Origin of the sequence: Protofrankia sp. BMG5.30 (genome assembly GCF_001983005.1) — a bacterium.
GTDB lineage: Bacteria > Actinomycetota > Actinomycetes > Frankiales > Frankiaceae > Protofrankia > Protofrankia coriariae.
This window is the reverse complement of record NZ_MOME01000035.1, coordinates 36,701-55,465: the sequence shown is the minus strand read 5'-3', so window position 1 is coordinate 55,465 and position 18,765 is coordinate 36,701. Positions and strand designations below refer to the sequence as shown.

Annotated in this window: 17 protein-coding genes; 9 read left to right on the top strand and 8 right to left on the bottom strand. The window is 68.7% G+C overall.

Translation table 11 applies throughout. The annotated features are described in order from the left end of the window. Together BL254_RS18280 and BL254_RS29580 are read right to left on the bottom strand one after the other, a co-directional pair. Positions 1-1,052 (bottom strand): class I SAM-dependent DNA methyltransferase (locus BL254_RS18280; protein WP_139342387.1); only part of this gene is annotated, 1,052 nt, incomplete at its 3' end. Next, the gene (locus BL254_RS29580; protein ID WP_371390880.1) at positions 1,049-1,429 is read right to left on the bottom strand and encodes a hypothetical protein; all 381 of its coding nucleotides are present in this window, start codon (positions 1,427-1,429) and stop codon (positions 1,049-1,051) included. The genes BL254_RS18280 and BL254_RS29580, both read right to left, overlap by 4 nt. A gap of 462 nt (positions 1,430-1,891) precedes the next feature. Between BL254_RS29580 and BL254_RS18270 the strand changes: the two genes are divergently transcribed. The 6 genes from BL254_RS18270 to BL254_RS18250 all read left to right on the top strand — a co-directional run bounded on the left by BL254_RS18270 (position 1,892) and on the right by BL254_RS18250 (position 7,044). Then, on the top strand, positions 1,892-3,100 hold the full coding sequence (locus BL254_RS18270) for a hypothetical protein (protein WP_076844219.1): 1,209 nt from the start codon (positions 1,892-1,894) through the stop codon (positions 3,098-3,100). 281 nt (positions 3,101-3,381) lie between these two features. After that, entirely contained in the window at positions 3,382-3,591 is a 210-nt protein-coding gene (locus tag BL254_RS27850; RefSeq protein WP_200902481.1) for a hypothetical protein, read from the top strand. A 27-nt stretch (positions 3,592-3,618) separates the two neighbouring features. Then, complete coding sequence (locus BL254_RS27845; protein WP_200902480.1) at positions 3,619-3,936, top strand: hypothetical protein; 318 nt, start codon at positions 3,619-3,621, stop codon at positions 3,934-3,936. A 484-nt stretch (positions 3,937-4,420) separates the two neighbouring features. After that, positions 4,421-5,257: an IS5 family transposase gene (locus tag BL254_RS18260; RefSeq protein WP_076844217.1), complete on the top strand. Its 837-nt coding sequence runs from the start codon at positions 4,421-4,423 to the stop codon at positions 5,255-5,257. Between the two features lie 35 nt (positions 5,258-5,292). Then, the gene (locus BL254_RS18255; protein ID WP_076844214.1) at positions 5,293-5,703 is read left to right on the top strand and encodes a hypothetical protein; all 411 of its coding nucleotides are present in this window, start codon (positions 5,293-5,295) and stop codon (positions 5,701-5,703) included. 87 nt (positions 5,704-5,790) lie between these two features. Next, the gene (locus BL254_RS18250; protein ID WP_371390875.1) at positions 5,791-7,044 is read left to right on the top strand and encodes an IS701 family transposase; all 1,254 of its coding nucleotides are present in this window, start codon (positions 5,791-5,793) and stop codon (positions 7,042-7,044) included. A gap of 1,035 nt (positions 7,045-8,079) precedes the next feature. Here the strand turns inward: BL254_RS18250 and BL254_RS18245 are convergent. The 4 genes from BL254_RS18245 to BL254_RS28590 form a co-directional block, all read right to left on the bottom strand. Beyond that, the gene (locus BL254_RS18245) at positions 8,080-8,454 is read right to left on the bottom strand and encodes a DUF6907 domain-containing protein (protein ID WP_047224069.1); all 375 of its coding nucleotides are present in this window, start codon (positions 8,452-8,454) and stop codon (positions 8,080-8,082) included. Next, positions 8,451-9,209, bottom strand: a complete 759-nt coding sequence (locus BL254_RS18240; protein ID WP_254858270.1) for an ATP-binding protein — start codon at positions 9,207-9,209, stop codon at positions 8,451-8,453. The genes BL254_RS18245 and BL254_RS18240 overlap by 4 nt, the downstream gene beginning before the upstream one ends. 809 nt (positions 9,210-10,018) lie before the next feature. After that, positions 10,019-10,879: a DUF1932 domain-containing protein gene (locus BL254_RS18235; RefSeq protein ID WP_047224068.1), complete on the bottom strand. Its 861-nt coding sequence runs from the start codon at positions 10,877-10,879 to the stop codon at positions 10,019-10,021. Further along, positions 10,876-12,564 (bottom strand): helix-turn-helix transcriptional regulator, encoded by a 1,689-nt coding sequence (locus BL254_RS28590; protein ID WP_076844210.1) that lies wholly within the window; start codon positions 12,562-12,564, stop codon positions 10,876-10,878. The genes BL254_RS18235 and BL254_RS28590 overlap by 4 nt, the downstream gene beginning before the upstream one ends. A 639-nt stretch (positions 12,565-13,203) precedes the next feature. On the opposite strand from BL254_RS28590, the gene fxlM (BL254_RS18225) reads away from it, so the two are divergent. Then, positions 13,204-14,436 (top strand): methyltransferase, FxLD system, encoded by a 1,233-nt coding sequence (fxlM, locus tag BL254_RS18225; protein WP_076844208.1) that lies wholly within the window; start codon positions 13,204-13,206, stop codon positions 14,434-14,436. Here fxlM (BL254_RS18225) and BL254_RS18220 read toward each other — a convergent pair. Together BL254_RS18220 and BL254_RS18215 are read right to left on the bottom strand one after the other, a co-directional pair. Then, the gene (locus BL254_RS18220) at positions 14,390-15,118 is read right to left on the bottom strand and encodes a 2'-5' RNA ligase family protein (protein ID WP_076844206.1); all 729 of its coding nucleotides are present in this window, start codon (positions 15,116-15,118) and stop codon (positions 14,390-14,392) included. The two genes, fxlM (BL254_RS18225) and BL254_RS18220, sit on opposite strands and share 47 nt — an antisense overlap. A gap of 9 nt (positions 15,119-15,127) precedes the next feature. After that, a complete protein-coding gene (locus BL254_RS18215) occupies positions 15,128-16,684 on the bottom strand; it encodes a helix-turn-helix domain-containing protein (RefSeq protein ID WP_139342386.1) in 1,557 nt (518 codons plus the stop codon). A 619-nt stretch (positions 16,685-17,303) separates the two neighbouring features. Here BL254_RS18215 and fxlM (BL254_RS18205) point away from each other — a divergent pair. Both fxlM (BL254_RS18205) and BL254_RS26315 read left to right on the top strand, forming a co-directional pair. Beyond that, a complete protein-coding gene (fxlM, locus tag BL254_RS18205; protein ID WP_076844204.1) occupies positions 17,304-18,524 on the top strand; it encodes a methyltransferase, FxLD system in 1,221 nt (406 codons plus the stop codon). 81 nt (positions 18,525-18,605) lie between these two features. Further along, a complete protein-coding gene (locus tag BL254_RS26315) occupies positions 18,606-18,752 on the top strand; it encodes an FxLD family lantipeptide (protein WP_235433673.1) in 147 nt (48 codons plus the stop codon). Positions 18,753-18,765: the final 13 nt, after the last annotated feature.

Below are 18,765 nucleotides of genomic sequence, written 5' to 3'. Positions count from 1 at the left end.
CCGTTGAACAGCGGCGAGCCGTTCATGACGATCCCGACCCGGCCGCCGCCGTCCGCGGGTGCCCGCATCTTGTGGGCCAGGTGAAGCAGGAAGAGCATCTGCCCGTCCGAGGTCGCCGGCAGGCCGGGGGCGAACCGGCCGTACGGGCCGGCCTCGTCGCGCTCCTTGGTGACCTTCTTGGCGTACTGCTTCCAGTCGACGCCGTACGGCGGGTTGGACATGCAGAAGTCGAACTTCTTGCCCTTGAAGGCGTCGTCGGTGAGCGTGTTGCCGAAGGCGATGTTGGTCGCGTCGTGGCCCTTGGCGAGCAGGTCCGACTTGCAGATCRCGTACGACTGCGGGTTGTACTCCTGGCCGTACAGGCTCAGSTTCGCGTCCGGGTTCTSCGCGAGCAGGTGYTCCTCGGCCAGGGCGAGCATGCCGCCGGTGCCCGCGGTCGGGTCGTAGAGGGTGCGGACGATGCCGGCCTCGGTCAGGTCGACGTCCTTCTCCGCGAAGAGCAGGTCGACCAGCAGGCGGATCGCGTCGCGCGGGGTGTAGTGGTCGCCGGAGGTCTCGTTCGCGGCCTCGTTGAACTTACGGATGATGTACTCGAACGCATCGCCCATGTCGGCRTTCGACACCACATCGGGGTGCAGGTCGATTGCCTTGAACGAGGTGACGATCTCGCGYAGGAGCCCGGCCTTCTCCAGAGCGAGGATCTCTTTCTTGAAGTCGAAGTACTCGAACACGTCCACGTCMGCCGAGAACCGGTCGATGTAGTCGGCCAGGTTGTCCRCCAGCCCGTCGGCGTCGGCCAGGAGGTTGCTGAATCCGTAGTKGGAGGTGTTGTAGAACGGYCTGCCGGTCGCCTTCTTCACCTCGATCTTCAGCCGGTTCGGRTTGTCGAACKKCCGCGCGAGCTCGCGGACMGTCTCCCGGTCGGGTTCGAGGATGCAGTCGARCCGGCGCAGGATCGTGAGCGGGAGGATCACGTTGCCGTACTGGTTGGGGCGGTAGGGACCCCGAAGCTGGTCGGCGATCGACCAGATGAAACTACCGAGGGTGCTCACAGGGCTCCTTGAGGGAATCTCACGCGAAGACGGAGTGCCGGACGCCCGGGCCATGGGCCACCGGCGCCGCCGTGTTCGGCGGCCGAAGTTCCTGACCAGTCCGTTCCAGCAACCGAGCAGTCTGGCGGGCTCGTCGATTCTGATCTCACCCGACTCGAGGCATGGCCTGCTGGAAGTTCTCGGCGACGTACCGCTGTCGACGACGGCGAGGACCAGCACCTCGTCGTCGGCGAGCAGACGGTGAAGCCGCTCTGGCCACGGCTCGCGGCGACCAGGTCGATCCCGACGTCGGTCACCCCGGCCCGGCCAGGCCAGGCCGTCCACTGCCAGACCTCGGAGAACCTCTCGGTCCACCCCGGGTCGGCCTCCAGGTACACCTTGATCAGCAGCTCGAACTTGTCACCTTTGTCCCGCTCGTCCAGCGACGCGGCACGAGGATCCCCCGGCAACTCGCGAATCGTGATCCCCACGGGCGATAGTCTGCCGTACAGGTCTGACAATCACGCCAAGACCCTTGCGACACAGTCAGCATCCGGCTAAAGACCGCCCTACGCTGCGGCGGCTTAGGACCACGCCACGCTCACCACGAGAGCATCTGATCTCGGTGGACGCGGGATCGTGGCCGCGGACTACGGGCCGACGACCGGCGCGGATCATCGCGGAACTTCACCGTCTCGGGTCCGCAGTAAGACGATGCGGGAGTCGCGATCTGGATAGATCATCGAGTGGCCGGGTAGGGGTACCGGCCCGACGGCAGATCGGTCGTAATGTTGCTCTTTGTGTCGAAAACTGTCGACCGTGTGATATATCGGTGCCATCACCGTGATGCGAGGGGGCCCGTGGACACCGACATCGCCGCCATCCTCACGAGGCTCGGCCAGGTCGATCCGACCGACCCGCGGGATCTGCGTCGCGTCTGCGACGCCACTGCGGCGGCCTTGGCCGCGGYCGGCGTCGAGCCGCCGTTCCAGGTCCGCGCCGCTGACGCGATCGCCGACCCGTGGCTAACCTGCTCGCGGCTCTACTGGGGGCGCCGCCTGCTCACTGAGCCGACTATGCAGGTCGCGGCCCAGTGCGCCCGCTGGCTGGCCGCACATACCAACGACCTGACAGCCCAGCAGCGGGACGTGATCGTCGAGGTGTGGTCGCTCGGGTTCGCGGAGGCGACCAGGGACACAGTCGACTCGCGCTACGACGTCGCCGCGGCCACGGGCAGGCTCGCCGACGAGCCCGCCGACGTCCGCAGCTTTGTCGTGCTTTACCACGCCGCCAAGTTGCGGGCGAACTACTGGTTCGATGAGCTGGACCTCTTCCTGGAATCCTCGCCGCTGATCGCCACCGGCCGGGACCAGGCACACGGTCCTCTGCTCGCGGCGTTCCGTGCGTTCGCCGCGTTCGGCAGCCGTCGGCGGACCGTCGAGTACGCCACCGGTCTGTTCACCCAGGCGTGGGACGCTGCCCTGCGATCACGGCAGGTCGTGGACGTCTGCCTGGACGGGCTGCGTGTGGCACCGCCGTTCGAGGGGCGGGGGGAATTGCTGCGCCGCCATGCTGCCGAGGCGGCCAGCATCTATCCCGATGATCATAAAATCCGGTACTGCCTGGCGCAGGGGCAGCGGATGTGCGGCCTGCTCTCGGAGGCACTCGATACGATCGGGACCGCGCTGCGGCTCCTGTCCGCCGCGGGCGAATGGGACTCCGCCGCCAGGCCGCGCTACCTGCAAGAACATGACTTCATCTGCTACCTGCGGCGCCATGGCCGGGAAGACGCTGCCCAGCAGGCCGCAGCAGACCAGGACAGGGCCGCAGCGCGCCAGCTCCAGCGTCGGCTCCGGGACCCCAGCGCGCTGATGGGCATGGTGGTACTCGTTGTCATCCTCGAAGTCGTCTTGGTGATTCTTGCCGGGAGATCGAGCGCCGCCGGTGCACTGGACTTGCGGGCCCGTCTGGGGATGCAGGCGGCTCTCGGCGGGAGTCTGCTGCTCCTCGTCGCGTTCGTCAGCGCGATGACGAGGTTGACCGTTCTCGGGCGTCGTCGTCCCCGGTAGCGGTCGCCGGTCCGCTTCGCAGGGCGGCATCGCGTGACTGGAGGCGCGGCAGTCGCTGGGAGGCCGGCCTTCACGATCGGGAGCAGCGAAACGCGCAGGCGGGGCAGGCGGTAGCGATCGGCGGCAGTCTTTCTGCGCTGAGCAGCGGGGACAGCCAGCGTCGCCGCGCTGTCTGATTCGCTGGGCCAGTCTCCTGGCATTGCGACGGTTAGGTCGCTGCGGTCACGCTATGGTCACCTATGGTCTCTCCCCAGGCTCTTCATCGGGTGCAGGGAGCACGCATGATCTGCTGGATCAACGGATCGTTCGGGGCGGGTAAGACGACGTTCACCGAGGAGCTGAGACGGCGGTGCCCGGACGCGGTGGTGTTCGACCCGGAGGAGGTCGGGTTCATGCTGCGCGACATGCTCCCCCCGGCCCCGTCGGGTGACTTCCAGGACCTGCCCGCGTGGAGGCTTCTGGTCGTGGAGACCGGGCGGGTGCTGGTTTAGCAGCACGACGGGCTCGTCCTCGCGCCGATGACCGTGGTCGATCCGGGATACGCGCGGGAGATCTTCGGCGGGCTGGCCGCATACGGGATCGCGGTGCGGCACTTCTTCCTCAAGGTGCCGCCCGCACGGCTGCGGGAGCGGATCACCGGGCAGGTCATCCACCCCGGCGACCCGCAGCGGGATGCCGAGGTCCGGCGATGGCGCCTCGCCCAGGTCGATCGGTGTGCCGCCGCCGAGGACACCCTGCCCAGTGACACGGTCATCCTCGACGGCAAGTTACCGGTGGCGGCGCTGGCGGACGAGGTGCTGGAAGTGCTCCGGCAGGAGGGCCAGTTCTCGCTGTAGGGCGGGAGTGCTGCCGGCCATGCTCAGGCCGGGCGACTCGACCATGGCAGAACCTGGCCMGGGCAGCTCGGAATAGACGCTCGCCGTCACGGCTCCGGCGTCTCGCCAATGCCGGAATCGGCTGTCAAGCAAGAGCAGGATCGCGGGGGCACTGTGTACCCTCGGCCGGCTTGGCGAGGGGGTCACCGAAGACGGCCTGAAGGGTTGTGAAGGCCAGGTCTCGCAGGGACTCGGGCACACGGGGCTGCCGGGAAGCCGGTGGCGGAGGCTGGCGGTGCGCGCGGCCAGGGGGCGCGCAGACACGCTGACCCGTCGTCATCGGAGGATCGCGGCCCGCGCTACGGGCGAGACGCGATCTTCTGAGTGGGTGTTCTGTGAGCTCTTGCCGGGTCTGGGTCTGAGTTGATGTCTGGTTTGCGTGCCTGGTGGCGGTTTCGGGGCTGGTCGGGTTGCGCCTGGTGGTGGGTGCGTTCTGCTGGAAGGCGTGAGCGAACGCAAACCGTACCCGAGTGATCTGTCGGACGAAGCGTGGGAGCTGATCCGCCCGGTCCTCACCGCGTGGAAGGCGGCGCACCCATCGGTGTCCGGGCATGCGGGTCGTTACGACATGCGGGAGATCGTGAACGCGGTCCTGTACCAGACCCGGACCGGCTGCCAGTGGCGCTATCTTCCCCACGACCTGCCACCGGTGTCCGCGGTGTACTACTACTTCGGCGCCTGGCGGGATGACGGGACCACCGAGACGATCCACGACCTACTGCGCTGGCAGGTCCGGGAGCATCACCGCCGCCCGGCTGATCCGAGCGCGGTCGTGCTGGACTCMCAGACGGTCCGGTCCTCCACCAACGCCCCGGCCGACACCACGGGGCTGGATCCGGGAAAGAAAAGCCGGGGCCGAAAACGCGGGATCGCGACCGACACCCTTGGCCTGCTCATCGCCGTCACGGTCGTCGCCGCGTCCGTGCACGACAACCTCATCGGCACCGCCCTGTTGGACGCGGTCGCGCTCGCCGCGCCGTCGGTGCGTACGGCGTGGRTGGACGCCGGGTTCAAGAACACCGTCGCCGAACACGGCGCCGCTCTGGGCATCGACGTCGAGGTCGTCGGCCACGGGCCTCGGGGGCGGGGGTTCACCCCGCTGCCCAAGCGGTGGCGAGTCGAGCAGACCTTCGGCACGTTGATGCTGCACCGCCGCCTGGCCCGGGACTACGAAGCGAGACCGGCCAGCGCGGTCGCGAGGATCCACTGGTCGATGGTCGACGTGATGACCCGCCGGCTGACCCGCGCGGCCACCCCGACCTGGCGCGACCCGCCGACCTGACCAACAAACGACGGGTGCGAGAGGCGGGAGCGGTGATGAAGGACCTGTTGGAACGGATCGAGGCCCGGCGTGTCCGGGCCGCGCGGACCGTGGAACGGCTCCAGGCCGAGATAGCCGGGCTCACCGAGCAGCTCGCCGCCGCCGAACACGACCTGGAACGGCTGGAAATCACCCGCGAGACGGTGCTGGACCTGTCCGCCGAGGACAACGCCACACCGGTCGAGATGCCGCCAGGCTATCGCGAGGTGGTCGCCCTGTTCGAGCACGACGGGAACGGGCTAYGCGCCAAGGACGCCTGCCAGGCACTGGGCACCGGCACCGAACCCCGCCACATCGAAAGCATGCGCGCCAAACTGAAACGCCTCGTCGACCGCGGCGTGCTCACCGAACCCGACCCCGGCCTGTTCGTCCTGCCCCGGCCCACCCCAGAGATCAGCTCAAGCTGAGACCCGACGAAGACTCACAGAACACCCACTTAGGTTTTTGATCGTCTGGTTTGGCTGTTGGGATCTTCGCCTGGTTCGCTGCCTGTTGTGACGCCGGAGGAGATGGAACAGGTGCGTCCGGTCGTGGAGGAGTTCGCGGCGCGGATGCTGGCGGACCTGCCACGCAAGGACCAACGGGCCAAGGGCGAGCTCTACCTGCGTGGGCTGATGCTGGACGGGAAGCGCAAGAGCCTGGTGCCGATGGCCGCCCGGCTCGGGGTGGACCATCAGGGCCTGCAGCAGTTCCTGCGGAACTCGACGTGGGAGCACGGCGAGGTCCGCCGGCGGCTGGCGGGCTGGGCGGTGGAGTTCGTGGCCCCGGAGGCGCTGGTCGTCGATGACACCGGGTTCCCGAAGGACGGTCCGGCCTCGCCGGGGGTGGCCCGGATGTACTCCGGCACGCTGGGGAAGGTCGGCAACTGCCAGATCGGGGTGTCCGTGCACGCGGTGACCGACTGGGCGTCGGCGGCGCTGGACTGGCGGCTGTTCCTGCCTGCGTCCTGGGACGACACCGCCTGCGATCCGGCCGAGGCCGCGGCAGTCCGCGACCGCCGGACACGGGCCGGGATCCCCACCGAGGTCCGGCACCGGGAGAAGTGGCGCCTGGCGTTGGACATGTTCGACGAGCTCGCCGGCTGGGGCGTGCCGCCCCGGCCGGTCGTCGCGGACGCCGGCTACGGCGACGCCGCCGAGTTCCGTCAGGCTCTCACCGACCGGCGCCTGGTCTACGTGCTCGGGGTGACCCCCACCGCCACCGCCCACCCCGCCGACGCCGTACCGGTCACCGCGCCCTACTCCGGGAACGGACGCCGCCCCGTCCCGGCCTACCCCGACCCGCCGTCCACGTTGAAAGCCCTCGCGCTGGCCGCCGGCCGCAGCGCGCTGCGCACCGTGACCTGGCGACACGGCACCCACCGAAGCCCAGCCAACCCCGACGCGGCGATGCGCTCCCGGTTCATGGCCCTGCGGATCCGCCCCACCGCCAAAGCCCTCACCCGCGCCGACGACCGCAGCCTGCCGGAATGCTGGCTGCTGGCCGAATGGCCCCCCGGCAAGGCCGAACCCACCGACTACTGGCTGTCGACCCTGCCCGCCGACATCCCCCTGCGCCAACTCGTACGCCTCGCGAAGATCCGCTGGCGGATCGAACACGACTACCGCGAGCTCAAGGACGGCCTCGGCCTCGACCACCACGAAGGACGCTCCTTCCTCGGCTGGCACCGCCACGTCACCCTCGTCTGCGTCGCCCAGGCGTTGTGCACCCAGCTCAGACGCAGCCCAAAAGCCCCTGCGCCGGCCTGACCCTCTACGGAGTCCTCCGCATGCTCCAGACCCTGCTCAACGTCTGGACCGGCGCCTGCCGCACCTGCCACCRCCCCTACGAACCGTTACCAGGAGGAACACCTCCACATCCCGGAGTCACCTAACAAAGTCCTATTAGAACCTGTTTTGAATCTTGGGTTCGGACAGCGAGCCGCGTCCAGGTGGTTCCTGGCAAGGCGGAAGGCCGAGCCGATACCGGATGAGTTGTATCGGTTCGGCCAACAACGAAGCCAGGGGCCGGCTGGGCGTGGATCGCCCGGACAGAAGATTCAAAACAGGTTCTTAGAGATATCAGACCAGCGACCGTCCCCGGCGCCGTCCTTAATATTGGAGCTCATAACCGTCAGCATGTTTCCAGTTTCCCGTCAACGATTTTCTCCTGATGAAGGGGTCGCTCTGATCCTGCCGACACCGGCCAGGATTGGTGGTGACGATTCTTGTCGGACTGGGTGTACCAGACGATCTGGATACACGTACCCAGGTGCGCGAACAGCCAGCGTGCCTGGTCAGCTGAGGAGAATGACCCGCGTAGCCCACCGTCGCACCCGACAACACAAACATGATCGTCGAATTGGAGTCCCCAGGCGAGTATGCGGGCATTCGACCGGTCGCCGTGCTCCTCGACCAAGGCGAACGGGCAGGGTGCCGCAGCGGCGACGAACGCCTCCAGCGTCCCCGCCTCATCCTGGCAGGCGGCCGGCTGTGCCATCCCAGCCGAGCCCTCACGGCTGGGAGCATCTGTCTGCTGGCCATCGGCCGTCATGTCCGCCTTCCCGTTGTCAAGGTGTGCGCGTGGCTGCCACGGCGACGGAGCGCTCCCAGGCGGTCGGAAATGGCAAGCGGTAGACGTCTCCGCTGCCCAACCGCTCCCCGATGGGTGCCGCGGGTCCCCGGTCGGATCTGCCTGCGCGCAATCAGCCCGGTGGGGCCGGCCAGCGTTGATCCTGACACGCATGGTCTGGCCGGCAGACAGCTCGGCGGCGGGCGGATCGCGGGAGGACCTGGTCGGCGGCGCTATCCGTGACCATCGTCGCCGTCGCTGGGGCCAGTTGTCTGGTTGCCAAAGGTCTGTACGACGGTGACAGCGCGGCGCAGCGCCGCGGCGGTCGTGTGGGCTTCCTCGGGGGTGAGGCGTCCGTAGCCGTCGAGTTCACCACCGTCACCGGCATCGATGACGATCATCGGTGGGTGGGTTGTCGAGGCGGTAACGTACTGTTCGATCGTCACCCGGACTGCTGCCTCCCCACGCAGCCCGGGGATCTCCGGAAGGTCGATCAGGGCGAGCTCGGTGGTGTGGTAGTCGCCAGGGCCGTCCGTCTCCACGTGCAGGTGGCCGGCGGGCTCCTGGCACCACGGCGGGCAGGAACGGTCGTGATCGTCGTCGGTCATGCTGGCGTCGCCTGAGTCTCGGTCGGTGCGGCCGGTCGGGTATGGGTGTCGGTGCGGTCGGCTGCCGGTCGTTGCATCCAGTCGTCGAGCGCGCGCAGGCCGTCGATGACGCGTTGGAGCAGCGTGTGGTCGTGGACGATCGGATCGGCGCTGCTCACATCCCCGTCGGCCTGCGGGCTTCGGCGAGGCAGGCCCGCCGATCCCGGCACATCGGTGACGACGGCGGAAATCGGTGGTGTGTCGTGCGCTATGACTGCCCAGACGACCTTGCCGTTCGTCCGGTAGCCGCCGTCGGCGGTGCGGACCCGGACCCAGTAGTAGCCRGTGTCTCGGGTCAGGGCGCTGACCAGGTGCAGGCCGCGGCCGTCCTCGGCGTTGGGATCGGCGTCCCGGCGGGTCGGCTGCCCGGTGTCCCCGTCCCACACCTCGACGATCACGTCGTGGTGGCTGTAGGTGAGGCGCACGGCGACTCTGGCAACCGAGTGGCTGTCGTTGTGCTGGTGTGCTCGATGGCCGGCGCGCGTCGCGTTGGTGACCAGTTCCGACACCACGATGGCCACGTCGGTTAGCCCGTCGAGCCCCCAGCGCTGGAGTTGCGCCATGACGTTCTGGCGGGCGGTGCCGACGGAACGAACGTGTGCGGGGTAGTGCCAGACGTGCTGTAGCGACATGAGGACGAAACGCGTGGGCTCGGGGAACGTGGCGGGGGCGAGAGCGGCGGTCATGACGGCTTTCTCGGCTGGAGGATCTGGCACGAAGCGGCTCTCCTGGCCACGAGGCGCGTGCCTGCTCGCCGGGCTGTGGGCATGTGGCCTGACAGCAAGAACGCGTGACGCTGTGGGCCGTGGGGCGAGAATGCCGGAGGAAGCGGGATGCCGTGACTGGGTGTCCGGAGCGAACCCGTCGGGCTCCATCAGGAACCCCCCTGYGACGGCCGGCCCGCCACCGCGAACTCTTCGCCCGTGTAGGGCCTCCGATCAGCTGGCCTGGGCCTGGTGCCAAGGGCGCTGCCAGGGCGCGTCGCGCACGCGGTCCTCATCATCCGAGCAATCCTCGCCGAGAGTAGTCATAACGGAACCGTTACACCATCGCCCCGATGGCGTCAGACAGTCATTCCCCCCGTCACGAAGAAGCTGTTCGTTGCGTCCCACCCCTTTTGACCTGGAGAAACGTCCTGSACCACGTCTGTCGATTCGGGACGGTGCCCGCCTTCACTCCCCGAGGAGCAATCGTTCACCACCGTGGACACGCCATGCGGGAGCACAGGACAACCCCCGTGCGCAGAGGGACGCCCCATCCTCATGGCTATGCCCAGCCGGCGAGTCGGACAGGACGAGCGATGGTCCCGGAAACGGGCGATCGGCGTTTCCGCCTGTTTCCACGGTTCTGCCGGGGTCAACGACCGCGAACCGATTTTTTCGTACCCGTGACCTTCCAGCGCGGGAGGACGAGGATGGCGAGCCCTCGTTGACCTTCAGGCGGACCGCGGCGATCTGCTGGGGCAGCTGCTAACGGCACACCCACATCGTGATCTTCTGGCCGTTGACAGACCGGAACCGCCCGTCTACCGTCCGGGTTCTCGGCGCAGGTGGGTGAAGAGCGTGTCGACCTCGCCGGGCGGGGAGTCGCGGTAGGTCGTCCAGGCATCGAAGATTTCTTCCGCGCCACGGATCATGGTGTCCGGCAGGCATGCGGCACGCAGGGCAGCGGCGGCTTCGGCCATCTCCGGTGACCACCGCCACGCACGAGCGGCGACGGAGGGAAGATAGTCGGGTTCGGCGAGGATCGGGCGGTGGTAGCGCTGCCCCTCCGCGGTCAGGACGTCCCCGACGCCGTAGTGCTCGGCGAGCGCGTGGGCGAGTCCGGCGAGGGCGCGGCTGGCCTTCTGGAACACCGCCTGCGCGGTCTTCAGCGCCGACGCGGCGCCGATTTGGTCGGAGATCGGTAGGACGTCCAGGTCGGAGCCGGTGAACAGGTCCGCCACGGCGGTGGTGTCCTCGGGTGTGCCGGCGAGGTAGAGCCGGGTGGTCCCCGGCCCGGTGGGCGGCGGGCCGATGATCGCGCCGTCGACGACCCGGACCGTGGTGTCCGCGAACAGGTCACCGATCGCTGCCATCCGTTCGGGGGTGAGCGCGTTCGCGTCGAGGAAGAGCCCGTGGCGGAAGCCGGCCGCCAGCACCGCCGCGGCGATCCGGTCGGCGACCTGCGGGGGACACAGGGAGATCACCACGTCCGCGTCGTGGACGAGGGCGGTCATGTCCGGTGCGGGCCGCAACCCGGCGGCGCTGGCGCGGGACGCGGTCGCGGCGCTGCGCCCTTCCGGCAGCCACCGCACCCGCGCCCTGCCGGTGGCCTGCCGGCCTACCGCCGCGCCCATCGCCCCGGGGTGCAGCAGCGCCACCACCGGCCGCGCCGGGCAACTCATTCGGCGTCGGCGCGGGTGTCGTGGAAGCGGTTCGTGGTCTGCGTAGCGGTCGTGCAGGTATCCAGGATCTCCTCACGCAGGTGCTGGGCGGGGAGCAGATCCCGATACCGGGGCCGGTCCGCGACGGTGGCGAGCTGGCGAAGTCGGCGCAGGACGCTGTCGGTGGGCCGGTGCGCCGTGGCGTCCAGGACGGTCCGGATCGTCTGCGCCGCGCCGTCGAGTTCGGAGCGCTCCAGGTGGGCGGCGGCCAGGTCGAGCCGGGCCAGCGACAGTTCCCCGAGCCGCTGTTCGCTGGTGGGCGCGGCCTCGTACAGACCGATCGCGGCTCTGGCGACCTGTTCGGCGCGAGTCGCCCAGTTGGCCGCGGGCAGGGCCTGGCCGTGTAGTCCCAGGTAGGAGGATGCGGTGTAGAAGAACTGTTTGGGCTCGGGAAAGGCCAGCATCCCGCCGGGCGCGTCATCGTCGGTGATCTCGTCGCGGGCCTGGCCGGCACGCCGCAGCGCGTCCCGCACCGTTGCCTCGTCGCCCAACCGGCCCGCGGCGCGTGCCTCCAGGGCTGCCGCCCGGACGCGTGCGGTGCCGTGTTCCGGAACGAATTCCCAGCCGTGGCGGGCCAGCGAGACGGCCTCGGGCAGACTGCCCTGCCAGTAGGCGATCAGGCTTTGCATGCCACGGACCCAGCAGCGCAGGCCGTTGTGCCCGGCCAGCTCCCCGCACAGGAAGGCTGTCCGTGCCTGGGTCGCCGCGGCATGGAGGTAGCCGAGGTCGAAGGAGGCGTTGGCCAGCATGCCGCACAACATGCCCGCGATCACATACAGCTCTCGGGTCTCGTCCGGACGCTGTCGCTCTTCCAGCAGGCTGAACGCGTGGTTGCGCAGATCGACGATCTCGGCGAACGACGGCGCGACGGGACGATAGGGGTAGCGTGTGGCCAGCCAGGTCAGATCCGCGTGGAACTGTTCGACTGTCAGCGGGCCCACGTTGCTGCGACCAGATGCCCGGCCGAAATCGGCGGACTCACGAGCTGCCATGACGACCATCCTCTCCACAAGCCATCCTGCCAGTGGCGTGTCCAGGGACGGCCTGCTGTGTCCGACGGCGATCCGCCGTGCCGCGACACCCTCGGTGACAGGCCGGAATCCTCCGTGACGATCATTCTGTCGGGAGTCCATCCCTATAGAAGCGGACGATTCTGGTGAGCCCACGTCGTCGTTTCCTATGAGACCCAGTCTGGCTGGGATGATTCCTCTGCCGGCTGGTATGGGTGACGATGGTACGGATTGGCGCATGCCGTTGATCAGGAGCATGTCGGTGGGTGCGAGGTGTTCCCGGTCGTCGAGATCGAGCAGGGTGTGGATGTCGGTGCCGTAGACCGCGGCGAGCACGGCGAGGATCTGCGGGGTGAGGCGTCGGCGGGCTGGGAGCGGCCAGTTCTCCAGTTCGGACAGCCATGGGGCGGTCATGGTGGCGGCGCCGTCCGGGTCAAGGCCGGCGTGGGCGGTGTGGGCGTTGATGCGGCTGGCCGCCTGCGCCTGGGTCCAGCCGTGCGCCACGCGGTGGGCGGCACGAGGCCGTAGCCGGTAGCGGCGGGCGAACTCGACGACGATCTCGCTGTGGGTCATGCCCACCGCACGCATCCGATCCCGCAGTTCCTCCTGCTCGACGCGCTGACTGAGCCTGCCCATGCTGCCGCTCCCTTCCCGGGCCTGGACACTGATCAACCCCAATCACCGTCTCCCGACGGCCTACCGGAGCAGCGTAACCGTAACCATCCCCTCACCTTCAGAACAGAGGGGTCGGACAGACCGGAACCGTTGTATCGCCGGTGACCCGGGACAGGGTGAGGGCGCCGCCGGCTCATCGTCCGCCGGGATGTAGGAGCAAGGCCACGGCGGCCGTGCCATATCCGCTCGCGATACACCGACAAACGATCAAGATCGGATGCGGGTGGGATCAGCCGAACGAATCGACGTGTTCGGGCCGGACAACAGCGGCCCGCCACCACCGTTCTCGCAGGTCAGCGGCCGATTTGGACCCGAACGAACTCTTCCCGCTGGAGGGAATGATTCGTCACCGCGACTGAGGCATCGTTACAACACACCCACCTACCGTCCCACACGGTCGCGCTGCACACGACGATTCCGCGCCGGCCACCCGCCCCACCCGGGAGCAAAGACGCCATGGAGATCCCCGTGCCAACCCTCACATCAGAAAGATCAACAGTATCGTAGAGTTTACGAGATGTTGCCCAGGGTCGCTATTTGCGTTCGAGGAGAAGCCTGGTGCTCGCCCCAGCAACCGATACCAGTCATGATCATAAAGATGTGCGGCCGGTGGATGTCGCTCGCCTGCGTGAGGRACTCGTCCGGGAACTACGCGCGCTGAAGGCGCTCGTGACCCCCGAGGTGGAACGGGCGGTGCGGGCGGTACCACGGCACCTGTTCGTCCCCGAGGTCCCGGTGGAGAAGGCATATGCCGCCGAGCACCACTACGTGACGAAGAAGGACGAGCACGGGGTCAGCATCAGTTCGGTGTCCGCCACACGAATCCAGGTCATGATGCTGGAGCAGGCCCAGGTACGGCCAGGGATGCGGGTCCTGGAGATCGGCACAGGGGGATACAACGCGGCGTTGCTCGCCGAACTGGTCGGTGAGGGCGGCGCGGTCATCTCGATCGACATCGATCAGGACGTCCTCGATCGGGCCCGCCGGCTCCTGCCGGCCGCGGGATACGGGAGCGTCACCCTGCTGCGCGCGGACGGGGAGTTCGGCGCGCCGGAGCACGCCCCCTTCGACCGGATCATCGTCACGGCCGGGGCGTGGGACATCCCGCCAGCGTGGGTGGGCCAACTGGCTGCCGGTGGGCGGATCGTCGTCCCGCTGCGGATGCGGGGGCTGACCCGCTCGGTGGCGTTCGAGTGGACCAACGGCCGGCTGGCGGATCAGGGCTACGAGCTGTGCGGCTTCGTGCCCATGCAAGGCGCCGGCGAACAGCGCGAACGGCTGATCCCGCTCCACGGCGACGATGTGCGCCTGCGCCTGGACGACGACCAGCAGGCCGACGGCGACGCTCTGCGAGCCGCGCTCGCGATGCCACAGCGGGAGGCATGGTCGGGGACAGCGGTGGGGAAGGACATCAGGTTCGACGGCCTCTACCTGTGGATGGCCATGAGACTGCCCGACTTCGGGCTGCTGGCCGCGACGAAGGCAGCTGTGGACCGCGGACTGGTCGCGCACTCCTGGGGGCTGGGAGTTCCGACTCTTCTCGACGGGGACAGTTTCGCGTACCTGACCTTCCGCGCCACCAGCGAGGCGCGCGAGCGGTTCGAGTTCGGTGCCTACGGGCACGGGCCCCACGCCGACGTCACCGTCGAGAAGCTGGTCAGCCTCATCAGGTCCTGGGACGGCACCAGCCTGGGCGCCCGCATCAGCGCCTTCCCCGCGAGCACCCCTGACGAACTGCTGCCCTCCGACGCCCTCGTACTCACCCGACGCCATACACGCATCGCGATCACCTGGCCGTCCCCGCGGCCGGCGAGCACGGCCCGCCGGCCGTAGAAGAAGCATGCCCGGTGAACGTGACCGTGCGGCGGATGGTCCAGCGGTAGGTGTGGCCTTCGCGTCGTAGTTCGAGCAGGCTCACGCTGGTTACCGGGACAGTGATCGGTGGGATCCGGCGGAGTTCCGTGAGGCGGTGGATAACCTCGGCAGCTGGTGGGGGGGCATTGCAGTACGTCACGCTGATGTGCGGTTTGAACCGCGCCGGTTCGGCGGGGACCTGGTCGGCGCCAAGCTCGGCGGCGATGGCCGCGCGCRGACACTCGCGGACGTCGGCGACCGGACGCCACGGCGCGGCGCGCAGGAACGTGCCGCCGGGGTAGGCGGCGACGGGGCCAACCGTCAGCGTGAAGGGCTCGATGTCGGCCGTGCGTGCGGCTGCCTGCTCGCCGATGCGGGTGGTCGTGTCGACGTCGACCTCGTCGGGGAAGCCGACCCCTTGCACGGTCATGTGGATGCCGTCCGTGGGCACCGGGTCGAGATAGTCCAGGTCCGCGAGTGCCTTCTGGTGGTGGGCGACGTGGTCGCGGAGGGCCTGGTCGTCGAAGACGACGTACCACGTGAGGTAGGTGCGTCCAGGGCGGTGGCCGGGACGCCAGTACCAGTGGTCGGCCATCCGTTCCGTGCGCTGGAAGGCTTCCCAGTCGTCGGCGTCGACCTGGCCCTCGTGGGAGTGCGGCACGCTGCCAGGCTAGAACGGGGCGCGGGTGGAGGTGCTCGGCGTGCGCCAGGCGGCGACGGCGTCGGCTATCTTGGCGATCTCCGGGGTGCTTGACCAGGGTGCGGCGCTGGTGACGAAGTCCTGCGCGCGGCGGGCCACGATCCGCGAGTCGAGTGTGGACCCGACGGTGAGGGCCTCGCGGACGAGGGCGCCGGCTCGGTCGGGCTCGGCGGCGCGGCCGACGAGGTAGGTCATCGCGGCGTCGACCAGCGTCAGGGCGTGGCTGGCGGCCGAGTGCGAGCGGGCGAAGACGGGGATGACCTGGTCGGTGAACTCGCGGACGCGGCCGACGGCGCCCAGCGCGAGGTAGGCGCTGGCGGCGTTGCCGGCGAGGCGGGCGGCGCCGAACGGCTCGAACGACAGGAAGTAGCCGACCGGGTCGACCTGGTCGGTCTGCGCGTGCGCGGCCAGGGCGCGGTCGACCGCGTCGTCGACCCCGCGCCGGTCGCCCAGCTTGCCGAGCGCGCGGGCTTCGCCGCTGACCGCCAGCCGGATGGACGCTGGGCCGCGGGCGGCGTGGCGCTGGCCGTCGCGGGCGTAGTCCAGGGCCTGCTGGTAGCGGCCGGTGTAGTAGGCGATGAAGCTTTCTGTGCCGCGCACCCACGCGGCGAGGCCGCGGTGGCCGGCGGCCTGGGCAAGGCTCATCGCCTCGTTGCAGTAGGCACGGGCGAGCAGCTCGTTGCCCAGGTCGAACGCGAGATAGCCGAGCAGGCCGGAGAGCTTGCCGGCCACGGCGTACAGGTCTGCTCGGTGACGCGGGTGCTGGTGGCCGCGCATGAGGTCGGCGACGTAACGGCGCTGGCGAAGCGCGGTCGGGTAGACACTCCTGGAGTCGGACGTTTCGTAGCGGCGGCCGATCACCTCGATGCTCAGGTCCAGCTGCTCGACCGCGGCATCGTCGACGTTCGTTGCGGCAAACAGCTGCATGCGTTGGGTGACTTCGTCCACCTCGTCGTCGGCGGCCAGGACCACCGTGGTGGCCGTCGCGGTGAGAACGGTCCGACGGCCCGAGCCGTCGCGCTCGGCGACGGCCGACGGCTCGTCCGTTCCGGCGGGCACGGTCGATCCCCGCGGCGGTGTGGTGACAGAGGTCGCGGGTGCCCTGCTCGGATCTGCCGACAAGCGGCGCATGCTGTTGATCAGGAGCATGTCGGCGGGCGTGAGATGTTCCCGGTCGTCGAGGTCGAGCAGGGTGTGGATGTCGGTGCCGTAGATCGTGGCGAGCACGGCGAGGACCTGTGGGGTGAGGCGTCGGCGGGCCGGGAACGGCCAGTTCTCCAGCTCGGACAGCCAGGGAGCGCTCATCGAGGCGGTGCCATCCGGGTCAGAGCCGAGGCGGGCGACCGCGGCGTTGATGTGGCCGGCTGCCTGCTGCTGGGTCCARCCGTGCGCCACGCGGTGGGCGGCGCGGGGCCGCAGCCGGTAGCGGCGGGCGAACTCGACGGCGATCTCGTCGTGCGCCATGCCCACCGCGCGCATCCGGGCGCGCAACTCCTCCTGCTCGACGCGCTGGCTGCTCCTGTCCATGCCGCGGTGCTTCCTCCCTGAGTCTGGATGGCGATCGGCCTCGGGGCTCTCGGTCACCGACCGAACTGTCGCAACCGTAGCTGTCCGCTCACGGCCAGAACAGAGGGGTCGGGTAGATCGAAGCGGCCGCATCGCCGGTGATGGTGGACAGGATGTGGAATACCGCCGGCCGCGGCGTTCGTGGGGTGAACCGAGCGCGGGTCGCTGCTTGTCCGCGGCGCCCTCCAGGCGACGAGCGAGATCGCGTCCTTGCGGGCCCCGCCGAACGAATCGGCGTCATCGCTCCGGACAAAGCGGAGCAGGCGGCGGCGTTCTCGCAGGTCAACGGCCTTGTGAGGGCCGAAGGAAACGTTCGTGGTGGGGGGAATGACCCACCTCCTGGCATCGGCCATCGTGGTGGTGCGTCACGCACGGCATCAATTCGATCTTGTTCGTTGCGCGCGGCGTGGCGCCCGAGGGAAACATGATGATCATGTTCTTGTGTCGGCCGGCTTCGCCTGCGCGGGAGCAAGGGCGACACGGAGGTCTCCATACCGATCCACTCACGCTAGAAAGATCGTCAAAGTCAGGAGGTCGCCCGAACCGTGGCGGTCCACACGCATCGAGAGAGGACGTCGCTATGAGCGTCGACATCACCACCCGGGCCGAGGAGCTCCGCGACGCCCTCGTCGACAAGATCATCAAAGGGCATGTGCGGCAGGGTCTCACGATGCGCGCCGACGTGGAGCGGGCGCTAAGGACGGTTCCGCGGGAGTTGTTCACTCCGGGGGTCTCTCTGGAGGAGGCATACGAGGACACCGCGATCGTCACCAAGCGCCGCGAGGACGGTGTGRGCATCAGTTCGGTGTCCGCGCCGTATTTGATCGCGGAGATGCTGGGTCAGGCCAGCGGCCGACACGTTCTTGAGGTGGGCAGTGGTGGGTATAACGCCGCGCTGCTGCGGGAGATCGCCGGGCCGGACGGGTCGGTGACGACCGTCGACATCGACCCGGACGTCACTGACAGGGCCCGCGCCTGCCTGGACGCGGCGGGCTACACCGACGTCAAGGTGGTATGCGCCGACGCCGAGTTCGGGATCGAGCCCGGCCGCACCTACGACATGATCATAATCACCGTGGGCGCGTGGGACATTCCTCCGGCTTGGATCAGCCAACTCGCCGACGGCGGCACCCTCGTCGTCCCGCTTCGCACCTTGGGTATGACCCGGTCCTGGGCGCTCCAGCGTTCCGGGAATCACCTTGTCAGCCGCAGCAACCTGATGTGTGGATTCGTTCCGATGCAGGGCGCCGGCGCCAGCGATAGCTGGAACGTCGCCCTCGGCGACGGCGTGACCCTGTGGCTCACCGAACCCCAGCAGGACATCGACGGCGGCGCTGTCACCGGCGTGTTTTCCCAGGAACGTCATGAGGCGCGGTCGGGAGTGACCGTCCCTGGCGGGCGTCTTTCCGCCAACCTTGACCTGTGGCTGGCCACCCACCTACCTGACTTCGGCTCGATGATCGTTCCGCAGGAGGCGATCGACAGCGGTCTCGTCGTTCCGTCGTGGCGCTGGGGCACCCCGGCGTTCGTCGACGGTACGACCCTGGCTTACCGGGGGAAGCTGCGCCAGGTCGACGAGGCCGGGACCGAGTTCGAGTACGTCGCCTACGCCCATGGACCCGGCGCGGCCGGGGCCGCCGAGCGGATGGCCGACCAGATCCGCGCATGGGATGAGGTCGACCGTCCGGCTCCGRCACTGTGCGTTTTTCCGATCGACACGCCCGACGCCGACCTTCCGGAAGGGCTGGTGCTGAACAAGAGACACAGCCGCGTCGTATTCACCTGGCCGCTCTCGAAATAGCAACCCTTCCGGAAACGAACCCCTCTTCTCCGCGGAAGGGGAAATGGTTTCCGAGATCCATCTCAGAAAGGATGCCCTCTGATGGACACCATGGACACCTCGGAGTTCCGTCTCAATATCCAGCTCGTCGACGCCGGGCCCGCGCCCGCGACCGGTTCGGATGACTGCACCTCCGACAAGTGCGGATCCGGAGAAACCGGCAGCGACGCCTGCACCACCAACGGCTGACGCTGATGTGTGG

What these genes read in the sequence shown, in the direction of transcription:
- BL254_RS27850 (WP_200902481.1), top strand. Translation starts at nt 3,382, where the DNA reads ATGATCTGCTGGATCAACGGATCGTTCGGGGCGGGTAAGACGACGTTC.
- BL254_RS18245 (WP_047224069.1), bottom strand. Translation starts at nt 8,454, where the DNA reads ATGACCGACGACGATCACGACCGTTCCTGCCCGCCGTGGTGCCAGGAG.
- BL254_RS28590 (WP_076844210.1), bottom strand. Translation starts at nt 12,564, where the DNA reads ATGGGCAGGCTCAGTCAGCGCGTCGAGCAGGAGGAACTGCGGGATCGG.
- BL254_RS26315 (WP_235433673.1), top strand. Translation starts at nt 18,606, where the DNA reads ATGGACACCATGGACACCTCGGAGTTCCGTCTCAATATCCAGCTCGTC.
- BL254_RS27845 (WP_200902480.1), top strand. Translation starts at nt 3,619, where the DNA reads ATGACCGTGGTCGATCCGGGATACGCGCGGGAGATCTTCGGCGGGCTG.
- BL254_RS18235 (WP_047224068.1), bottom strand. Translation starts at nt 10,879, where the DNA reads ATGAGTTGCCCGGCGCGGCCGGTGGTGGCGCTGCTGCACCCCGGGGCG.